Genomic DNA, 16,789 nt, shown 5'->3' on the forward strand with positions numbered 1-16,789 from the left:
GTCCTCTCTGGCCCATCATGGGTCAGGATGTCTTGGTCGCCATCACTTCGATCAGTTTTACACCGAAGCGGGTGTCGTCATTTTCGAGAACGGTGATCTCGCCGCGCGCAATGCGCCGGCCGTTCACCATGATCTCGACGGGCTCGCCGATCTTCTTGTCCAGCGCGATAATGGCGCCTTCCTCGAGATTCATAAGCCCCGAAACCTGCATGCGGCTGGAGCCGAGCACGATCTGGACCTCGATCGGGATGTCCATGATCAGGTCGATATTGGCGCTCAGGCCGCTGCCCGGTTCCTGGACGCTGCTCGGAGCGCTGTCGAAAGACGAATCGCCACCGAAGCTGTCGCCACCAAAGCTCGATCCGCCGAACGCATCATCGGTACCGAAAGCATCGCCGGTCCCCAGGTCGCTGGTCGCGGACGATCCGCCGAAATCGGATTCGAAAGCTGCCAATGGGTCGCTGGAACCGCCGAAATCGCTGAGGTCCACGCCGAAGTCGGAGCCGATGTCCGGGAGGGTGCCTTCGGCATCTGCTTTCAGGACGCCGCGCAGGTCATCGACTGCCATGTCGAAATCCGCATCGGAACCCGGCATCGCCAGAGCGTCTTCTTCCGTCTTGGGGGTCTTTTTCGTAGCCATGGATTCATTATTCCTGTTGAAACTTGCCTCAAGCTGCCGTGGGTCGTGTCACGGCCGAAAATGCTTAGCTCATCAAATGTCTTAGAATTTCATCTTCGCTGCTCACATTGTCTTTGACGCGCACGGTGTAGCGGTCGCCAGCACGACCGAATTCGCAGCGATACATCTCTTTGCCATTGGCACTGACGTCGACCATGACATCGCCCTTGTCCTGGAACGGAATGACATCGCCGGCGACAAGCCGCGAAATGGTGTTGAGTGTCAGTGTTTCCAGGCGGATCTTGGCTTCCAGCGTCACCTGCGAGCGGCGAACCTGCTCTGCGATCTGGTCCTGCCATTCCTTGCGCGTCCGCGAAGACTGGTTCTTCGACTTCGGCACGGTGACGACCGTTTTCAGCAGTGCCTTCTGCGGAACCACCAGGTAGAATTCCGAAGAGACGGTGCCGAGCGTGACGCCCATCTTGATCGTCACGGCATATTCGTCGACATGGTCGTCTTCCGGCTTCGGCCGGTCCTCGGCATTGTGCGCCTTTTCGATCAAGGGTTCGAAGCCGCCCGGGGCATTGACGCCCGAGCGCAGCACGTTGCCGATCTTGTCGAACACCATGGTCGAGAGATCGAGCTCGATCTGCGACAGTGGCCTCTCAATCGGCTCCTGGATCGTTTCGGGAATTGCACCGAGCAGATTTTCCATCAGTGTGATGATAAAGCTGTTGCCGCAGGCCATGATGAAATTCGGCGACCAGTTGCGCAGCTGGGTGTCGACCAGCGCGACATTGTCACCCAGATCGGCAATCAGGTCGTTCATCAGGCCGCTTTCGAGACCGTTGAAGTGAACGTCGATGTTAAGCCCGGTCTCACTGTGGAATACGTCGGGCAGGAACTCGATATACAGATGGCCGAAGTCGGCACAGAGTCGCTGTAGCGACTTCGCATCGCCGAGCCCGCCGGTCAGACGCGCCAGAAGCGCTCGGTCCATAGGTGGCAAGGACGTATTCTCTGTGTTTGCTTTGCTCATGATCAAGCCGCCTTGCTTTCACCGCCGCCGCCGGGATTCATCATTTCCTGCTCGACCGCGTCGATAGACGGACGCTCGTAGGACGAGATGGTCTTGCGGCCATATTCGAGTGCCACCTGCGGAACCGAGCCGTTCATGTAGGCAAGCAGGGTCTGCTTGACGATGATATACAGGCGGTGCTGCTTGGTGCGGACCATCTTGATCTGCGAGATGATCGGGTTGCAAAGGCAATAGGACAGGAAGATGCCGAGCATGGTGCCGACCAGGGCGGCGCCGATCAGGCCGCCGAGAACTTCCGGCGATTCGTTGATCTTGCTCATCGCCTTGATAACCCCGAGAACGGCGGCAACGATACCGATGGCCGGGAAGCTGTCGCCCATCGCGGTGATGGCGTGATAGGGCTTCATCTTGTCATAGAGGATGGTGTTGATTTCTTCGTCCATCAACGCCTCGATCTCATGGCTACGGGCGTTGCCGATGATGATCAGGCGGACATAGTCGCAGATGAAGGAGGTCAGTTCCTTGTTCTTCAGCAGGTTGGGCGCCGCCGTGAAGATGCTGGATTCCTCCGGGTTGTCGATATGGGCTTCGATCTCGTTGCGCGACTTGGTGCGCAGGTCGCGCATCAACGAGTAGAGCACGCCGAGAACGTCGAGATAGGCGCGTTCCTTCGGCACGGCATGCTTGAACGCTTCGCCGATCGCCTTGCCGGAATCCTTCACCACTTTCATCGGATTGGCCATGATGAAGCCGCCGACGCCGGCGCCGCCGATGATCATCAGCTCGAAGGGCTGCACCAGAACGTCCAGGTGACCGCCCATGGCCATGAATCCGCCGAGCACGCAGCCAATCGTAATTACAAATCCGATGATGATATTCATTTTGCCCGCACCTTGCCCGCACCTGAACGTTATTTTTCAGGTTCAGCGATACGGCCCGTGCCTTGCGTGAAGCTGAATCAAAACCGGCATGGCACGCCTTCTGCGACCATTTTTGCTGAGGCCGCTCACCAGACAGCTTCGCGCAAGCCATTTGCCGCAAGAAGAGCGCTGACGGACGCAAGCATCCCGTGGTCCGCGCAGTCGAGATTGTCGTTTTCGTATGATCAGCCAGCCTTCCAATCGACCTGAGCGCAATGCGCCTTATCGAGCGGGCAAGACCCTGGCACTGAACGAGATTTTTGGCGGCGCCCGGAGTATGTCTGCCCCTTTTCGTGTCCGGTTCGACCCGTGTCAGGTTGAGCCCATGGCGTTCTTTTATCTCTGATGCTCGGAGGCAAATGACATGCAATCCGGAATCTACGTCTCGCTATCCTCGCAGATCGCGCTTGAGCGTCGTCTGACCACCATCGCCGACAACATGGCCAATGTGAACACGGTCGGCTTTCGCTCGACCGAGGTGAAGTTCGACGAGGTGCTGAGCAAGACCGGCAATGACCTGAACGCCAAGATCGCCTTCGTGTCCCAGGGCAACGACTATCTGTCGACCAAGACCGGCGAACTGTCGCAGACCGGCAATGTGCTCGACTTTGCCATCAAGGGGGACGCCTGGTTTGCCATCGATACGCCGATCGGCCAGGTGCTGACGCGCGATGGCCGTTTCACCATGAAGGACACCGGCGAACTGGTTTCAACCAAGGGTTTCTCGGTACTGGATGCCGGCGGTGCGCCGATCCAGCTTAACCGGGCCGGTGGACCGCCTGAAGTGGGCGCGGATGGCGCGATCATGCAGGACGGACGCCAGGTGGCGAAGCTCGGCGTGTTTACCGCCGACGTGCGCAACGGCTTCCTGCGGTATGAAAACAGCGGCGTGACCACCGTGGATGCGCCCCAGGCCGTTGTCGACAATCCGGAGGTCTCTATCATGCAGGGCTATGTCGAGAATTCCAACGTCAATGGCATTGGCGAGATGACCCAGCTTATTCAGGTCAACCGCGCCTTTGAAAGCGTCAGCGCGCTGATCAGCGGCAGCGAGAGCTCGATGAGCGAAGCGATCAAGATTCTCGGCGGCAGCGCCTGATCCTGAGATTGGAATGTCATGGCCCAGCCTGAGAACGAAACCTTCGTCTTTTCACCCAAGCTCAGCCAGCTGGCGGCGCTGGCCACCCGTTATGCCAAGCCTGAATATTCGGTGACGCATGGAGGCCATGTCAGGACGATTGCGGCGGGCCACTACACGGTGACCGGCCTGTCGCGCCATGTACGGCTTGGTGAATTCGTCGCCCATCGCTCGGCAACCGGCGTGCATCTGGGTGAAGTCGTTCGCGTCGAGCCGGATATCGCCTATGTCTGCCCGATCGAACCGGGTGAACCGATCGGCATCCATGACGTCGTCATCCGCAAGGGCGCCTTCCGCATCGCGCCCGATGACAGCTGGTGCGGGCGCACCATCAACGCCCTGGGCGATCCGATCGACAATGGGCCAGGCCTGTCGCCGGGCCACGAACGCCGTCCGATCTCCACCACGGCGCCACCCTCGATGACGCGCAGGCGCGTCGATCAGGGCTTCCGCACCGGCGTCAAGGCGATCGATATCTTTTCTCCACTCTGCCTCGGTCAGCGTCTCGGCATTTTTGCCGGCTCTGGTGTCGGCAAATCCACACTTCTTTCGATGCTCGCGCGTGCCGATGCCTTCGACAAGGTGGTCATCGCCCTGGTCGGCGAACGTGGTCGCGAAGTGCGCGAATTCATCGAGGACACGCTCGGCGACAACATGGCCAAGTCGATCGCGGTTGTCGCGACCAGCGATGAAAGCCCGATGCTGCGCAAAATGGCGCCACTGACAGCCATGACAATTGCCGAGCATTTTCGCGACAAGGGCGAAAACGTCCTGTTCATCGCCGACAGCATCACCCGCTTTGCCCATGCGATCCGCGAAGTCGCGACCGCAGCCGGCGAACCCCCGATCGCTCGAGGCTACCCGGCCTCCGTCTTCACCGAACTTCCGCGCCTTCTGGAGCGTGCAGGTCCAGGTGCTGAAGGTGCCGGAACGATCACCGCGATCATCTCGATCCTGGTCGACGGCGACAACCACAATGATCCGATCGCCGACTCGGTGCGTGGTATTCTCGACGGTCATATCGTGCTCGAGCGTAGCCTTGCCGACGAAGGCCGGTATCCGCCGATCAACCCGCTGACCTCGATTTCTCGTCTGGCGCGCAAGGCCTGGACAGGCGAGCAGGAGAAGCTGGTCTCGCGCCTGAAGGCGCTGATCCATCGTTTCGAGGAAACACGCGACCTGCGCCTGATCGGCGGCTACCGGAACGGCAGCGATCCCGATCTCGACATGGCGATCAAGCAGGTGCCGGTGATCTATGAAATTCTGAAACAGTCGCCGGGCGACAAGCCCTCCAACGATGCCTATGCGGACCTCGCCGGTGCACTGAAAGCGGCAGCCGGCGGCGGGCAGGGCGGAGCGAGGCAGAGGGGATGACCATGACCGATTTTGACGCCGATGAACCCGTAGCACCGATCAGGCCGGCGGCAATTCGCCGACGTGTCTCGACTGTTGACAGGATGCTCGCGGCGACTGGCGTGGCGCTGGCCTGCGCGGCCGCCTTCTTCCCGTGGTATGTCTTCTTCAACGAGGAGAAGTTCGGTGTTCGCGTTGCCGACTGGCAAAGCACGCGTGACCTGCCGGAAGGACCGGGCCGCAATGTGTTCAGTGTGTCGCCGTTGGCTCTGATCGACAATGACGATGAAAATACCGGCGAGGGCAGCAATCCCCCGGCTGTCGATCAGATCGTCACGGCGACCGTGCCGACGCTTGGCAAGGAGCGTCCGCAGGGGTTGGATGTGCCTGCCGCACAGCCATTTCCCGGCCAGAGCGGTTTCCGCCTGCTGCATGTCGCCAACGGCCGTGCGCTGATCGAGGACGGCGGCACCATGTTCATGGTGCGCGTCGGGTCCATTCTCCCCGACAACAGCCGCGTTGCGACGCTGGAGCAACGTGACGGAAAATGGGTCATCGTGACCTCCAAGGGCGATATATATCAGAACAACTAAACTTGTGTGGGTGGGGCAAGTCCCACGCAAGATTACTGGCCTAGGCTCCGAGGGGTAAAAAGACGGAGTAACGCCCATGAACCCCATCCAGTTGTTCGCGCTGGCTTCCCGACAGGCCGAATGGCTTTCGGTACGTCAGGAGGTTGTGGCAGGCAATATCGCCAACGCCAGCACGCCCAAATACCTGGCTAAGGACATCACCCCGTTCAGCGCAGTGCTGGACAACACGGCGATGGTTCAGCACATGGCCGTGACCCAGCCCGGTCATATGGCGTCGAACGATATCAGCGCCGACAATATCGACATCGAGGAATCCGAACTCAACGACGAGATCGGTATCCAGGAATCGGGCAACTCCGTCGCGATCTCTGAAGAATTGTCCAAAACCGGCGAGATCAAGCGTCAGCATGAGCTGAACACCTCGCTCATGAGTTCCTTCCATCGCATGATGTTGATGACGGTGAAACGCTAATGACCGATCCTTTAAGTGCTGCCCTGAAGATTGCCGGCAGTGGTCTGGAAGCTCAGTCCACCCGCATGCGCATCGTTTCGGAAAACATCGCCAATGCCCGGTCGACCGGCGATACTCCTGGCGCCGACCCCTACCGACGCAAGACCATCACCTTCGGCAGCGAGCTCGACAAGGTGTCTGGCGCGCAGGTGATCGAGGTCGAGAAGCTTGGCTTCGACAAGTCCGATTTCATCGAGGAATACGATCCGGGCAATCCGGCTGCCGATGAACGCGGCATCGTCAAGATGCCGAACGTCAATGTCCTCATCGAAATGGGTGACATGCGCGAGACCAACCGAACCTATGAAGCCAATCTGCAGACCATCAAGCAGACCCGCGACATGATTTCCCAGACCATCTCACTTCTGAAGGCTTCGCAATGATCGATTCCATTTCCGGCGTAAGCGCATTTTCCAAGTCGATGGGTCTGGATTCGCTGACCACCGAACTATCCACATTCGACCTGTCGACACAGGGTGTTGCGACCGCCGGTCTGACGCCCGGCATGTCGACGGGCGAGACATTTCTCTCGACCCTGAACAGCATGGCCACCGAAGCAGTCGGCAACCTGAAGCAGGCCGAGCAGACCTCCTTTGATGGCATTACCGGCAAGGCGAACACCCGCGAGGTTGTCGACGCCGTGATGTCGGCCGAGCAATCGCTGCAGACGGCGATCGCCTTCCGCGACAAGATTGTCAGTGCCTATCTCGAAATCACGAAGATGCAGATTTAGTAAGCAGGGAACGGACACATGAGAGCTCTTGCCATCGCAGCAACAGGTATGGACGCCCAGCAGACGAATCTGGAAGTCATCGCCAACAACATCGCCAATATCAACACCACCGGCTTCAAGCGCGCGCGTGCTGAATTCACCGACCTGCTGTACCAGACCGAACGCGCCCAGGGTGTGCCGAACCGCGCCAACCAGGCGATCGTGCCGGAAGGTGCCAATATCGGCCTTGGCGTGCAGACAGCCGCCGTCCGCAACATTCATACCCAGGGCGAACTGACCCAGACCGGCAACGAACTGGATATGTCTCTGGTCGGCCGTGGCTGGTTCCAGGTCGAATCGCCGGATGGCACGACCCTCTACAGCCGCTCGGGCGCGTTCAACATGAATGCCGAAGGCCAGCTGGTCACCATCGACGGTTATCTCGTCACCCCGCAGATCACCATCCCGCAGGATGCCAGCGAGGTTGTCATCAGCCGCACAGGTCAGGTCCAGGCACGCATCGGCAACGATTCCGACTATACCGACCTCGGTCAGCTGACGATCGCAAACTTTGTCAACGAAGCCGGCCTGAAGCCGCTCGGCGACAACCTGGTGGCCGAGACGGCAGCCTCCGGCGAAGCGATTGTCGGCGTCCCGGAAGATCCGGGCTTCGGCTATATCAAGCAGGGTTATCTTGAGTCTTCCAACGTCGATTCCGTCAAGGAAATCACGGACATGATCTCGGCGCAGCGTGCCTACGAGATGAATTCCAAGGTCATTCAGACCGCCGACGAGATGGCTCAGATCGTCAGCAAGAACCTGAAGTAAGGCAACTGGAGGCAAACATGAAGTTTCGCCGGAAAATCGGGAATGCAATCCGGGCCGTGGCACTTGCCGCAGCATCCGTCATTGGCTTCGGCGCCTGCGCAGCGTTTGCGCAGGGAACCGCTGTTGTACCCACCCAGATCATCTATCCCGGCGAGACCATCTCGGCCGCGCAGCTCAACGAGGTTGAGGTGACCAACCCCAACCTGACCGGTGATTATGCACGCACCAAGGCGGAAGTTGTCGGCATGGTATCGAAGCGCACGCTTCTGCCGGGCCGCACCATTCCGAGCAGCGGCCTGCGTGAAGCCTTCGCCATCAAGCGCGGAGCCAGCGTTCGCCTGACTTTCGCGATTGGCAACATGGTGATCAGCGCCGCCGGCACGCCCATGGTCGATGCCACGGTCGGCGAGGTCATCAAGGTGCGCAACATTGATTCCGGCACGATCGTTACAGGCACGGTCATGGCCGATGGGACAGTACAGGTGATGGCGAAATGAAACTGTTTGCATCATCACGGATTGCCCTGTGTGTCCTGGCTCTGGTGCTGGCACCGTTTGAGCCCGCCATCGCGGCCAATTCGCGTATCAAGGATATCGCATCCCTGCAGTCGGGACGGGACAACCAGCTGATCGGCTATGGCCTGATCGTCGGTTTGCAGGGCACTGGCGACAGCCTGCGCTCGTCACCATTCACCGATCAGTCGATGCGCGCCATGCTGCAGAACCTCGGTATCTCGACCCAGGGCGGCCAGTCGAATGCCAAGAACGTCGCCGCTGTCATGGTCACGGCAAACCTGCCGCCCTTTTCCAGCCCCGGCAGCCGCATCGACGCCAATGTCAGCTCGCTTGGCGATTCCACCTCGCTGCGTGGCGGAACGCTGATCATGACCTCGCTCACCGGCGCCGATGGCCAGATCTATGCCGTCGCCCAGGGCTCGGTCATCGTGTCCGGGTTCAACGCGCAAGGCGATGCTGCGTCGGTGCAGGAGGGCATCACCACGTCCGGCCGTGTCCCGGGCGGTGCCATCATCGAGCGTGAACTGCCGTCCAAGTTCAAGGATTCGGTCAACCTGGTGCTGCAGCTGCGCAATCCCGACTTCACCACCGCGCTGCGCATCGCCGACACGATCAACGCTTATGCCGCAGCCAACTACGGCGCACCGATCGCCGAGGCCCGCGACAGCCAGGAAGTCGTTGTCCAGAAGCCGCGCACGGCCGATCTCGCCCGCCTGATGGCGGATGTCGAAAACCTCGTGGTTGCGACGGATTCACCAGCCAAGGTCGTGATCAACGAACGCACGGGAACGATCGTCATCGGCGCCGAGGTGCGTGTCTCGCGCGTCGCGGTGAGCTACGGCACGCTGACGGTCCAGGTGACCGAGACGCCGCAGGTCATTCAGCCCGAGCCATTCTCGCGCGGCGAAACAGCGGTGCAGGAACAGACCGATATCATCACGCAGAAGACAGGCGACAAGGTCATGATCGTCGATGGTCCTGATTTGAGAACCCTTGTCAGCGGCCTCAACAACATCGGCGTAAAGCCGGACGGCATTATCGCCATCCTCCAGGGCATCAAGTCCGCCGGTGCCCTTCAAGCGGAGCTTGTCCTGCAATGACACAGTCCAGGCATTTTCTCTCGCTGCCTCCGGTCCTGCGCAACGGCCTGATCGTTGCTGCCATCGCCGTGCTGCCGGTCTTTGCCGACAATGCCGTCGGCCAGCAGCAGGCGGTGAACCCGAGCGACGCCGAGATCCAGCAGTTCTGCACGGGGATCGCCGATGCCGCGCGCGACCAGCGCTATCTGCTGCAGAAGCAGGAACTGGAAAAGCTGCAGGCGGATGTCGATAGCCGAATCGCGGTCCTCGAAACCCGCCGGGCCGAATACGAAGACTGGTTGTCGCGCCGCAACGCGTTCATGAAGCAGGCCGAGGGCCAGCTGATCGAGATCTACAAGAAGATGGCGCCTGATGCGGCAGCACCGCAACTTGAGGAGACGAATGTCATCCTCGCGGCTGCGATCATCATGAAGCTGCCGGCGCGCCAGTCGAGCCTCATCCTTACTGAAATGCAGCCGGACAAGGCAGCCAAAGTCGCCGCGATCATGTCCAGTGCCGGTGATTCCACTACGTCGAAGGATCCATCATGAACAAGCGTTCCCCGGCATTGCTGGCCGTTCTGTTTCTTGCCGGCTGCCAGAGCCAGACCGTCAAGGAAATCGGCAATGCGCCCGCGATGAGCCCGATCGGATCCGGCCTGCGCTTCAGCCAGACGCCGCAGATGGCGCTATATCCGAAGCAGCCGCAGGCAACAGCCAGCGGCTATTCGTTGTGGAGCGACAGCCAGTCGGCTTTGTTCAAGGATGCCCGCGCCCTCAACGTTGGCGACATCCTGACAGTTAACATCCAGATCAACGACAAGGCATCGTTCGAGAACGAAACCGATCGAAGCCGGACCAATGCGAGCGGCCTTTCCTGGTCGACAGCCGTCGATCTGTTCGGCAACGAGATTCCGGCGACCACCGGCGACCTGAGTTCCGGTTCCGACACCAGCACCCAGGGCAAGGGATCGACCGAGCGCTCGGAAAAGCTGACCCTGCTGGTTGCAGCCGTCGTCACCGGCATCCTCGAAAACGGCAATCTGCTGATCAGCGGCTCGCAGGAAGTTCGCGTCAACCACGAGATCCGCATTCTCAATGTTGCCGGTATCGTGCGACCGCAGGATGTCGATGCCGACAACACGATCTCCTACGAGCGCATCGCCGAGGCTCGCATCTCCTACGGTGGCCGCGGTCGCCTGACCGAAGTGCAGCAGCCGCCCGTCGGCCAGCAGGTAGTCGATCTGTTCTCGCCGTTCTGACGGCGGGAACAAAAGACAGAGTAGGAACGGCAAGGTCCGATGGAACAAAGCGAAGAGCCCACAGGCAAGAAGAAATCCGCCCTCATGACACTGCTCGTGCCGCTGGTCGTGCTGACCGTCGCCGGCGGCGGCGGCGGTTGGGTCATCGGCAATATGCTGGCACCACAGGTGAAACTGTCGGAAGATGCAGCAAAAGCAGCTGAGGCAGCGCCGGCCGCCGGCCATGGCGAGGCCAAGAAGGAAGAGGGACTTCCCAAGATTGCCACCGAAGCCAATGGCATCGTTCAGCTGGAGCCGATCACCACCAACCTGGCATACCCATCGGAAAACTGGATCAGGCTGGAACTTGCGCTGATGTTCAACGGCGCGCCCGACGTCAAGATTGCCGAAGACGTGCATCAGGACGTCATGACTTATCTGAGAACGGTCTCGCTGCAACAGGTCGAAGGACCGCGCGGCTTTCAATATCTCAAGGATGACATCCAGGAGCGTGTTGACCTACGCTCCGAAGGGCGCGTATCGAAGGTGATGTTCAGGACGTTTGTCATCGAATGATTCGATTTATCCTTGTTGCCGCTGTCATGATGATGGCGCCGGAAATTGCGCACGCGCAGCAGTTTCCGACGGAGATCTTCAATACGCCGATCGATGGGTCGGTGGCGGCATGGATTATCCGTACCTTCGGTCTGTTGACCATCCTGTCGGTTGCCCCTGGCATCCTGATCATGGTCACCAGCTTCCCGCGTTTCCTGATCGCCTTTTCGATCCTGCGCTCGGGCATGGGGCTTGCAACAACCCCCTCCAACATGATCCTCACCAGCATGGCGCTGTTCATGACCTTCTATGTCATGGCGCCGACCATGGATCAGTCCTGGCGCACCGGCGTCCAGCCGCTGTTGGCAAACCAGATCAACGAGGCCGAGGCGGTGGCCCTGATCGCCGAGCCATTCCGCACCTTCATGACGGCCAATACCCGTGACAAGGATCTGCGGCTGTTCGTCGATATCGCCAACGAACGCGGCCAGGCCACGGTCACGGGCGACAAGGTCGACTATCGCGTACTCGTTCCCGCCTTCATGCTGTCGGAAATCCGGCGCGGCTTTGAGATCGGATTTCTGATCGTTCTGCCCTTCCTCGTCATCGATATGGTGGTCGCCACCATCACCATGGCCATGGGAATGATGATGCTGCCCCCGACGTCGATTTCGCTGCCCTTCAAGATCCTGTTTTTTGTCCTGATCGATGGCTGGAACCTGCTCGTCGGCAGCCTTGTGCGCTCCTTCGTCTAACGCTTAGAGAATTGTTTACCACTTCCCTTGCTGCGTTGTTTACCAAGGATTTATCCAGCTTTACCGATCCCTAATTTGTTAAGGTGTTGGCAATATTTGACGGTCAGTTTGGTCCTCACACGAAGGGTCTGGTAGACGAAAAATTCGCTACCGAATGGCATGATGCCGAACTGTCGTAGCCGGTAATTTCCAGTCCGGTATGTCCCCAATAGTATCTTGTTTTAAGGGACAAATAACATGGCCAGCATTCTGACCAACACCAACGCTATGTCTGCTCTTTCCACGCTGCGTTCGATCTCTTCCAACATGGAAGCGACACAGAACGCGATCTCCACGGGCAAGAGCGTTGCATCTGCATCCGACAACGCTGCTTACTGGTCGATCTCGACCACGATGAAGTCCGACAACATGGCTCTCGGCGCTGTCTCCGACGCGCTCGGCCTCGGCGCTGCCAAGGTTGATACTGCCTATGCCGGTATGGACGCAGCAATCGACGTCGTCACGGAAATCAAGGCCAAGCTCGTTGCCGCCAAGGAACAGGGCGTCGACAAGGAAAAGATCCAGGAAGAAATCTCGCAGCTTCAGGACCAGCTGACTTCGATCGCTGAATCCGCTTCGTTCAACGGCCAGAATTGGCTGGCGAATGAAGGTGGCGACGTGACTGTCATCACCGGCTTTGTTCGCGCTGCTGACAACACGGTTACGGTTAAGTCGAGCACGATCACGCTGGACGACACCAACATGCTGTTCAGCGCTGACGCAGCTGGCGTTATCGATGAAGCAACCGGTATCCTGGGCGCCAACGGTACTGCCTCGTCGTCGAGCATCGTCGGCTTCGAAATCGACAACGACACCGACTCCGACACGCTGGACAACCTGCTTACCGACGTTGAAACCGCTCTGACCAGCATGGTCAGCGCCGGCGCGACGCTCGGCTCCCTGTCCAGCCGTATCGATCTGCAGTCTGAGTTTGCTGACAAGCTGTCGGACGCAATCGAAACCGGTATCGGTCGTCTCGTCGACGCCGACATGAACGAAGAATCGACCCGCCTCAAGGCCCTGCAGACCCAGCAGCAGCTGGCGATCCAGGCTCTGTCGATCGCCAACAGCGACTCGCAGAACATCCTGTCGCTCTTCCGTTAATCGCAAGAACGGGCCGGCCCGTGAGGGCCGGCTAGACTATCCCGACGCCGATATGCCTTGGTGGCTGACCAGAGGCGCGCGAAGGGAAAGCTTTACTGCTCGGAGGCTGAACTGGGTAAGTGGCTACGGAGGTCGCGTCTGGAAACAGACGCGGCCTTTTCGTTTTATTAAGCATTTTTTGTTACGCGCGCGTGCACGCGAAGATTGCATTTTTTTGTCGCAATCAGCCGCCAGATCGAATTGCCTTAGTCCTTCGTTAACCAACATGCGTTTATCTGAATGCATCGAAGGGGCGAGCTAACCATTCAAATTCAGCCGGTTAGCAGGCATGACGCTGTGCGCTTCTACCGGTGATACCGGAATGCCCTTCCTATTCAGCCATTAAGGGGCACACACCTATGACGAGCATTTTGACAAACGTCGCCGCAATGTCGGCACTCAGCACCTTGCGCAGCATCAGCAGCGGCATGGAAGAAACACAGTCGCGCGTTTCCTCCGGCGAGCGCGTCGGTGAAGCGTCTGACAACGCAGCTTACTGGTCGATCGCAACGACCATGAAGTCCGACAACATGGCCCTCTCGGCTGTCTCCGACGCCCTCGGCCTCGGCGCTTCCAAGGTTGATACTGCCTATGCCGGTATGGACGCTGCCATCGACGTCGTGAAGGAAATGAAGGCCAAGCTGGTAACGGCGACTGAAGAAGGCGTCGACAAGGCCAAGGTTCAGGAAGAAATTTCTCAGCTGCAGGAACAGCTGATGTCGATCGCAGAATCCGCTGCATTCAGCGGCGAGAACTGGATTGCCGGCGACGCTGCCGACGTGACCGTCGTTTCTGGCTTCGTCCGTGATGCCAACAATGCAGTTTCCGTAAAGACCACCACCTACACGCTCGACGATGCAGCTGACGGCACACTGCTGTTCGGTGGCGACGGCGCAGGCGGCATCGACGACACGACCGGTGTTCTTGGCACTGCAGGCGGCGCGACGATCGCAGTATCTGTCTACGAACTCGACATCAGCACATACGACGGCACCGAAATGGCCGAAGCTCTGAGCCTCGTCGACGAAGCTCTTGCATCGATGACCAGCGCTGGCGCCGAGCTTGGCTCGATCTCCACCCGCATCGAACTGCAGGAAGATTTTGTCGGCGCTCTGTCGGACTCGCTCGACAGCGGTATCGGCCGTCTGGTTGACGCTGACATGAACGAAGAATCGACCCGCCTGAAGGCTCTGCAGACCCAGCAGCAGCTGGCTATCCAGTCGCTCTCGATCGCCAACTCTTCTTCGGAAGTCATCCTCTCGCTCTTCCGTTAAGCCTAGGCTTTCGGTCCACAGCAAGATCGCAATTTTGGAAAGCCGCCCTCCGGGGCGGCTTTTTTTTACATCGTCAAATTGCGTTAACCATGCATTAACCATGTCCGGTTTACATGAAGGTCAAGTAACGATGGATTAACCAAAACGAAGAAACGGTTAATAGCATTAAGCAAGACCATCGTTCCCGGACAGACCGGGATGTCCCAGAAACTAGCCATTTTTAGGGGACGCGCAAGTGACCAGCATTTTGACAAACAACGCAGCTATGACTGCACTTCAAACCCTTCGTTCTATTGATTCCAGCATGGAAGACACACAGGCGCGCGTATCGTCTGGTCTCCGTGTCGGCACGGCGTCCGACAACGCCGCCTATTGGTCGATTGCGACCACCATGAGATCCGACAACATGGCACTCTCGGCCGTGCAGGATGCACTCGGCCTCGGCGGCGCCAAGGTTGATACGTCCTATGCCGCGATGGAAAGCGCCATCGAAGTCGTCAAGGAAATCAAAGCCAAGGTCGTGGCGGCAACCGAAGAAGGTGTCGACAAGTCCAAGATCCAGGAAGAAATCGACCAGCTCCAGGAACAGCTCCGTTCGATCTCCGAATCAGCAAGCTTCAGCGGCGAAAACTGGATCGCCGGCGATGCCGGACCCAAGACCGTCGTCTCCGGGTTTGTCCGGGATTCGAACGGCGCTGTCATGGTGAAGACCACAGAATACACATTGGATGATGCTGCCGATGGCAACCTGCTGTTCGGCGGCGACGGTGCCGGCAATATCGAGTACACCACGGGTATCCTTGGTACGGTGTCAGCGTTCACCACTGTGGGCGATGTCTCTGTAGATACCTTGGACATCACTGTCTTTGACGATGCTGACATGGCTGTGAATATGCAGGAATCTCTCGACCTCGTCGAAAATGCCCTGCAGAGCATGACGAGCGCGGCCGCTGAGCTCGGTTCGATCTCCATGCGCATCGAACTCCAGGAAAACTTTGTCAGCACTCTCACCGACTCGATCGACTCCGGTGTCGGTCGTCTCGTCGATGCCGACATGAATGAGGAATCGACCCGCCTGAAGGCCCTGCAGACCCAGCAGCAGCTCGCCATCCAGTCGCTGTCGATCGCCAATACCGCTTCCGAAAGCATCCTGACTCTCTTCCGTCAGTAAGGGCGCCTTGGCTAGGGGCGACTTCGTCCCGCGCTGACAAGTCGGATGTATTCGGTATGAACCGCACCCAGAAATGGGTGCGGTTTTTTTGTGCCTTGCGTGAGGCTGGCCGGATATTGCGGTTTTGCGCCGAAGCGGATTTCCGACCTTGCCAAATCGCGGTCGCGTTTGTTAACTGGCACCGTTAACGATTTGTTAATGGTTACGGGGACCAGCGGTATGCTGGTCTGCATGATGCCCCTCCGTTGCCACCGGTATGTCTCCGGCCTTTTGGATTGACGATTAAGGGCACTTCAATGACCAGCATCATGACCAACGCCGCCGCTATGGCGGCACTGCAGACTTTGCGCTCGATCGATACGAACCTGGAAACCACCCAGAGCCGCGTCTCCTCGGGCTATCGGGTCGAGACGGCGTCGGACAATGCCGGCTACTGGTCGATCGCCACCACCATGCGCTCCGATAATGCGGCATTGTCGACTGTCGCCGACGCGCTGGGTCTGGGTGCCGCCACGGTCGATACCGCCTACACCGCGCTCGACAACGTCATCGAGGTCATGTCCTCGATCAAGGCCAAGCTGGTCGCCGCAAGCGAGCCGGGCGTCGACAAGGAAAAGATCAACGAAGAAATGAAGCAGCTGAAGAACCAGCTGGTTTCCGCGGCCCAGTCCGCGTCCTTCTCCGGTGAGAACTGGCTCTACAATACCAATGTCAACGAACTGGGCACCAAGCAGGTTGTCTCGTCCTTCGTTCGCGGTGCCGACGGCAGCGTTCAGGTCACCACGCTGGATTTCGACACCGCGGATTCCGTCCTGATCGACACGGAGGACGCAAGCCGCGGCTTCCTGACCAAGGCCATCGATGCGGATGCACTGCTTCCGACCCCGACGGGCACGGCGCGCGAATATTATCTTCTCGATGTCGGCTCCGTCGTGCCGCCGACGGGCGATCCGATCGAGATCGACAATGACACCGATACCGCAGCGCTCTCCGACATGATCAGTGTTGTCGACGATCTGATCAGTCAGCTGACCGACGCCGCCGCAACGCTTGGCGCGATCACCAGCCGTATCGAGATGCAGGATAATTTCGTCTCCAACCTGATGGACGTGATCGACAAGGGTGTCGGTCGTCTGGTTGATGCCGACATGAACGAGGAATCGACCCGCCTGAAAGCCTTGCAAACCCAGCAGCAGCTCGGCATCCAGGCGCTTTCGATCGCCAACAGCAGCGCAGAAAAGCTGCTCACCCTGTTCCGCGAGTAAACGCAAGCCTCAGCAGCATGGCCAGACACGCCATCGATAC

General features: G+C 59.1%; 21 protein-coding genes. 17 read left to right on the forward strand and 4 right to left on the reverse strand.

Annotated elements, in window-relative coordinates; genetic code table 11:
* Positions 1 to 22: 22 nt before the first annotated feature.
* The 3 genes from fliN to motA all read right to left on the reverse strand — a co-directional run bounded on the left by fliN (position 23) and on the right by motA (position 2,539).
* Positions 23 to 640 (reverse strand): flagellar motor switch protein FliN, encoded by a 618-nt coding sequence (gene fliN, locus GVK95_RS03285; RefSeq protein ID WP_159946508.1) that lies wholly within the window; start codon positions 638 to 640, stop codon positions 23 to 25.
* Positions 641 to 704: 64 nt separating this feature from the next.
* Positions 705 to 1,658 carry a FliM/FliN family flagellar motor switch protein gene (locus GVK95_RS03290; RefSeq protein ID WP_159946510.1) on the reverse strand — a complete coding sequence of 318 codons (954 nt, stop codon included), beginning with the start codon at positions 1,656 to 1,658 and terminating at the stop codon, positions 705 to 707.
* 2 nt (positions 1,659 to 1,660) lie between these two features.
* Positions 1,661 to 2,539: a flagellar motor stator protein MotA gene (motA, locus tag GVK95_RS03295; RefSeq protein ID WP_007604216.1), complete on the reverse strand. Its 879-nt coding sequence runs from the start codon at positions 2,537 to 2,539 to the stop codon at positions 1,661 to 1,663.
* Between the two features lie 403 nt (positions 2,540 to 2,942).
* On the opposite strand from motA, the gene flgF reads away from it, so the two are divergent.
* The 16 genes from flgF (at position 2,943) to GVK95_RS03375 (ending at position 15,484) form a co-directional block, all read left to right on the forward strand.
* Positions 2,943 to 3,677: a flagellar basal-body rod protein FlgF gene (gene flgF / locus GVK95_RS03300; protein ID WP_159946512.1), complete on the forward strand. Its 735-nt coding sequence runs from the start codon at positions 2,943 to 2,945 to the stop codon at positions 3,675 to 3,677.
* Between the two features lie 18 nt (positions 3,678 to 3,695).
* A complete protein-coding gene (fliI, locus tag GVK95_RS03305) occupies positions 3,696 to 5,090 on the forward strand; it encodes a flagellar protein export ATPase FliI (protein WP_159946514.1) in 1,395 nt (464 codons plus the stop codon).
* Between the two features lie 2 nt (positions 5,091 to 5,092).
* Entirely contained in the window at positions 5,093 to 5,662 is a 570-nt protein-coding gene (locus tag GVK95_RS03310) for a flagellar protein (protein WP_159946516.1), read from the forward strand.
* Positions 5,663 to 5,738: 76 nt separating this feature from the next.
* On the forward strand, positions 5,739 to 6,134 hold the full coding sequence (gene flgB / locus GVK95_RS03315) for a flagellar basal body rod protein FlgB (protein ID WP_159946518.1): 396 nt from the start codon (positions 5,739 to 5,741) through the stop codon (positions 6,132 to 6,134).
* Positions 6,134 to 6,556, forward strand: a complete 423-nt coding sequence (flgC, locus tag GVK95_RS03320; RefSeq protein ID WP_159946520.1) for a flagellar basal body rod protein FlgC — start codon at positions 6,134 to 6,136, stop codon at positions 6,554 to 6,556. The genes flgB and flgC overlap by 1 nt, the downstream gene beginning before the upstream one ends.
* Positions 6,553 to 6,906, forward strand: a complete 354-nt coding sequence (locus GVK95_RS03325) for a flagellar hook-basal body complex protein FliE (RefSeq protein WP_159946522.1) — start codon at positions 6,553 to 6,555, stop codon at positions 6,904 to 6,906. The genes flgC and GVK95_RS03325 overlap by 4 nt, the downstream gene beginning before the upstream one ends.
* Positions 6,907 to 6,924: 18 nt before the next feature.
* On the forward strand, positions 6,925 to 7,713 hold the full coding sequence (flgG, locus tag GVK95_RS03330; RefSeq protein WP_007597103.1) for a flagellar basal-body rod protein FlgG: 789 nt from the start codon (positions 6,925 to 6,927) through the stop codon (positions 7,711 to 7,713).
* A 17-nt stretch (positions 7,714 to 7,730) separates the two neighbouring features.
* Positions 7,731 to 8,210: a flagellar basal body P-ring formation chaperone FlgA gene (gene flgA, locus GVK95_RS03335; protein WP_200844193.1), complete on the forward strand. Its 480-nt coding sequence runs from the start codon at positions 7,731 to 7,733 to the stop codon at positions 8,208 to 8,210.
* Complete coding sequence (locus GVK95_RS03340) at positions 8,207 to 9,328, forward strand: flagellar basal body P-ring protein FlgI (protein WP_159946524.1); 1,122 nt, start codon at positions 8,207 to 8,209, stop codon at positions 9,326 to 9,328. The genes flgA and GVK95_RS03340 overlap by 4 nt, the downstream gene beginning before the upstream one ends.
* Positions 9,325 to 9,858: a MotE family protein gene (locus tag GVK95_RS03345; RefSeq protein ID WP_159946526.1), complete on the forward strand. Its 534-nt coding sequence runs from the start codon at positions 9,325 to 9,327 to the stop codon at positions 9,856 to 9,858. The genes GVK95_RS03340 and GVK95_RS03345 overlap by 4 nt, the downstream gene beginning before the upstream one ends.
* Positions 9,855 to 10,568, forward strand: coding sequence for a flagellar basal body L-ring protein FlgH (gene flgH, locus GVK95_RS03350; protein WP_159946528.1), 714 nt, complete (start codon positions 9,855 to 9,857; stop codon positions 10,566 to 10,568). Before GVK95_RS03345 ends, flgH begins: the two co-directional genes overlap by 4 nt.
* Before the next feature lie 39 nt (positions 10,569 to 10,607).
* Positions 10,608 to 11,123, forward strand: a complete 516-nt coding sequence (locus GVK95_RS03355) for a flagellar basal body-associated FliL family protein (RefSeq protein WP_159946530.1) — start codon at positions 10,608 to 10,610, stop codon at positions 11,121 to 11,123.
* Positions 11,120 to 11,857, forward strand: coding sequence for a flagellar type III secretion system pore protein FliP (fliP, locus tag GVK95_RS03360; RefSeq protein ID WP_159946532.1), 738 nt, complete (start codon positions 11,120 to 11,122; stop codon positions 11,855 to 11,857). The genes GVK95_RS03355 and fliP overlap by 4 nt, the downstream gene beginning before the upstream one ends.
* Positions 11,858 to 12,094: 237 nt before the next feature.
* Entirely contained in the window at positions 12,095 to 13,000 is a 906-nt protein-coding gene (locus GVK95_RS03365; protein WP_159946534.1) for a flagellin, read from the forward strand.
* Between the two features lie 398 nt (positions 13,001 to 13,398).
* Positions 13,399 to 14,313 (forward strand): flagellin, encoded by a 915-nt coding sequence (locus tag GVK95_RS03370; protein ID WP_159946536.1) that lies wholly within the window; start codon positions 13,399 to 13,401, stop codon positions 14,311 to 14,313.
* A 235-nt stretch (positions 14,314 to 14,548) separates the two neighbouring features.
* Complete coding sequence (locus GVK95_RS03375; protein WP_159946538.1) at positions 14,549 to 15,484, forward strand: flagellin; 936 nt, start codon at positions 14,549 to 14,551, stop codon at positions 15,482 to 15,484.
* Between the two features lie 11 nt (positions 15,485 to 15,495).
* Here the strand turns inward: GVK95_RS03375 and GVK95_RS03380 are convergent, their stop codons facing one another.
* Entirely contained in the window at positions 15,496 to 15,717 is a 222-nt protein-coding gene (locus GVK95_RS03380; RefSeq protein WP_159946540.1) for a hypothetical protein, read from the reverse strand.
* A 63-nt stretch (positions 15,718 to 15,780) separates the two neighbouring features.
* Between GVK95_RS03380 and GVK95_RS03385 the strand changes: the two genes are divergently transcribed.
* Positions 15,781 to 16,749: a flagellin gene (locus GVK95_RS03385; protein WP_159946542.1), complete on the forward strand. Its 969-nt coding sequence runs from the start codon at positions 15,781 to 15,783 to the stop codon at positions 16,747 to 16,749.
* Positions 16,750 to 16,789: the final 40 nt, after the last annotated feature.

This window comes from Rhizobium sp. 18065, assembly GCF_902706095.1.
Taxonomy (GTDB): Bacteria; Pseudomonadota; Alphaproteobacteria; order Rhizobiales; family Rhizobiaceae; genus Allorhizobium.

Coding starts and splice junctions, on each gene's coding strand:
- fliN (WP_159946508.1), bottom strand. CDS start 640: ATGGCTACGAAAAAGACCCCCAAGACGGAAGAAGACGCTCTGGCGATG.
- GVK95_RS03290 (WP_159946510.1), bottom strand. CDS start 1,658: ATGAGCAAAGCAAACACAGAGAATACGTCCTTGCCACCTATGGACCGA.
- motA (WP_007604216.1), bottom strand. CDS start 2,539: ATGAATATCATCATCGGATTTGTAATTACGATTGGCTGCGTGCTCGGC.
- flgF (WP_159946512.1), top strand. CDS start 2,943: ATGCAATCCGGAATCTACGTCTCGCTATCCTCGCAGATCGCGCTTGAG.
- fliI (WP_159946514.1), top strand. CDS start 3,696: ATGGCCCAGCCTGAGAACGAAACCTTCGTCTTTTCACCCAAGCTCAGC.
- GVK95_RS03310 (WP_159946516.1), top strand. CDS start 5,093: ATGACCGATTTTGACGCCGATGAACCCGTAGCACCGATCAGGCCGGCG.
- flgB (WP_159946518.1), top strand. CDS start 5,739: ATGAACCCCATCCAGTTGTTCGCGCTGGCTTCCCGACAGGCCGAATGG.
- flgC (WP_159946520.1), top strand. CDS start 6,134: ATGACCGATCCTTTAAGTGCTGCCCTGAAGATTGCCGGCAGTGGTCTG.
- GVK95_RS03325 (WP_159946522.1), top strand. CDS start 6,553: ATGATCGATTCCATTTCCGGCGTAAGCGCATTTTCCAAGTCGATGGGT.
- flgG (WP_007597103.1), top strand. CDS start 6,925: ATGAGAGCTCTTGCCATCGCAGCAACAGGTATGGACGCCCAGCAGACG.
- flgA (WP_200844193.1), top strand. CDS start 7,731: ATGAAGTTTCGCCGGAAAATCGGGAATGCAATCCGGGCCGTGGCACTT.
- GVK95_RS03340 (WP_159946524.1), top strand. CDS start 8,207: ATGAAACTGTTTGCATCATCACGGATTGCCCTGTGTGTCCTGGCTCTG.
- GVK95_RS03345 (WP_159946526.1), top strand. CDS start 9,325: ATGACACAGTCCAGGCATTTTCTCTCGCTGCCTCCGGTCCTGCGCAAC.
- flgH (WP_159946528.1), top strand. CDS start 9,855: ATGAACAAGCGTTCCCCGGCATTGCTGGCCGTTCTGTTTCTTGCCGGC.
- GVK95_RS03355 (WP_159946530.1), top strand. CDS start 10,608: ATGGAACAAAGCGAAGAGCCCACAGGCAAGAAGAAATCCGCCCTCATG.
- fliP (WP_159946532.1), top strand. CDS start 11,120: ATGATTCGATTTATCCTTGTTGCCGCTGTCATGATGATGGCGCCGGAA.
- GVK95_RS03365 (WP_159946534.1), top strand. CDS start 12,095: ATGGCCAGCATTCTGACCAACACCAACGCTATGTCTGCTCTTTCCACG.
- GVK95_RS03370 (WP_159946536.1), top strand. CDS start 13,399: ATGACGAGCATTTTGACAAACGTCGCCGCAATGTCGGCACTCAGCACC.
- GVK95_RS03380 (WP_159946540.1), bottom strand. CDS start 15,717: ATGCAGACCAGCATACCGCTGGTCCCCGTAACCATTAACAAATCGTTA.
- GVK95_RS03385 (WP_159946542.1), top strand. CDS start 15,781: ATGACCAGCATCATGACCAACGCCGCCGCTATGGCGGCACTGCAGACT.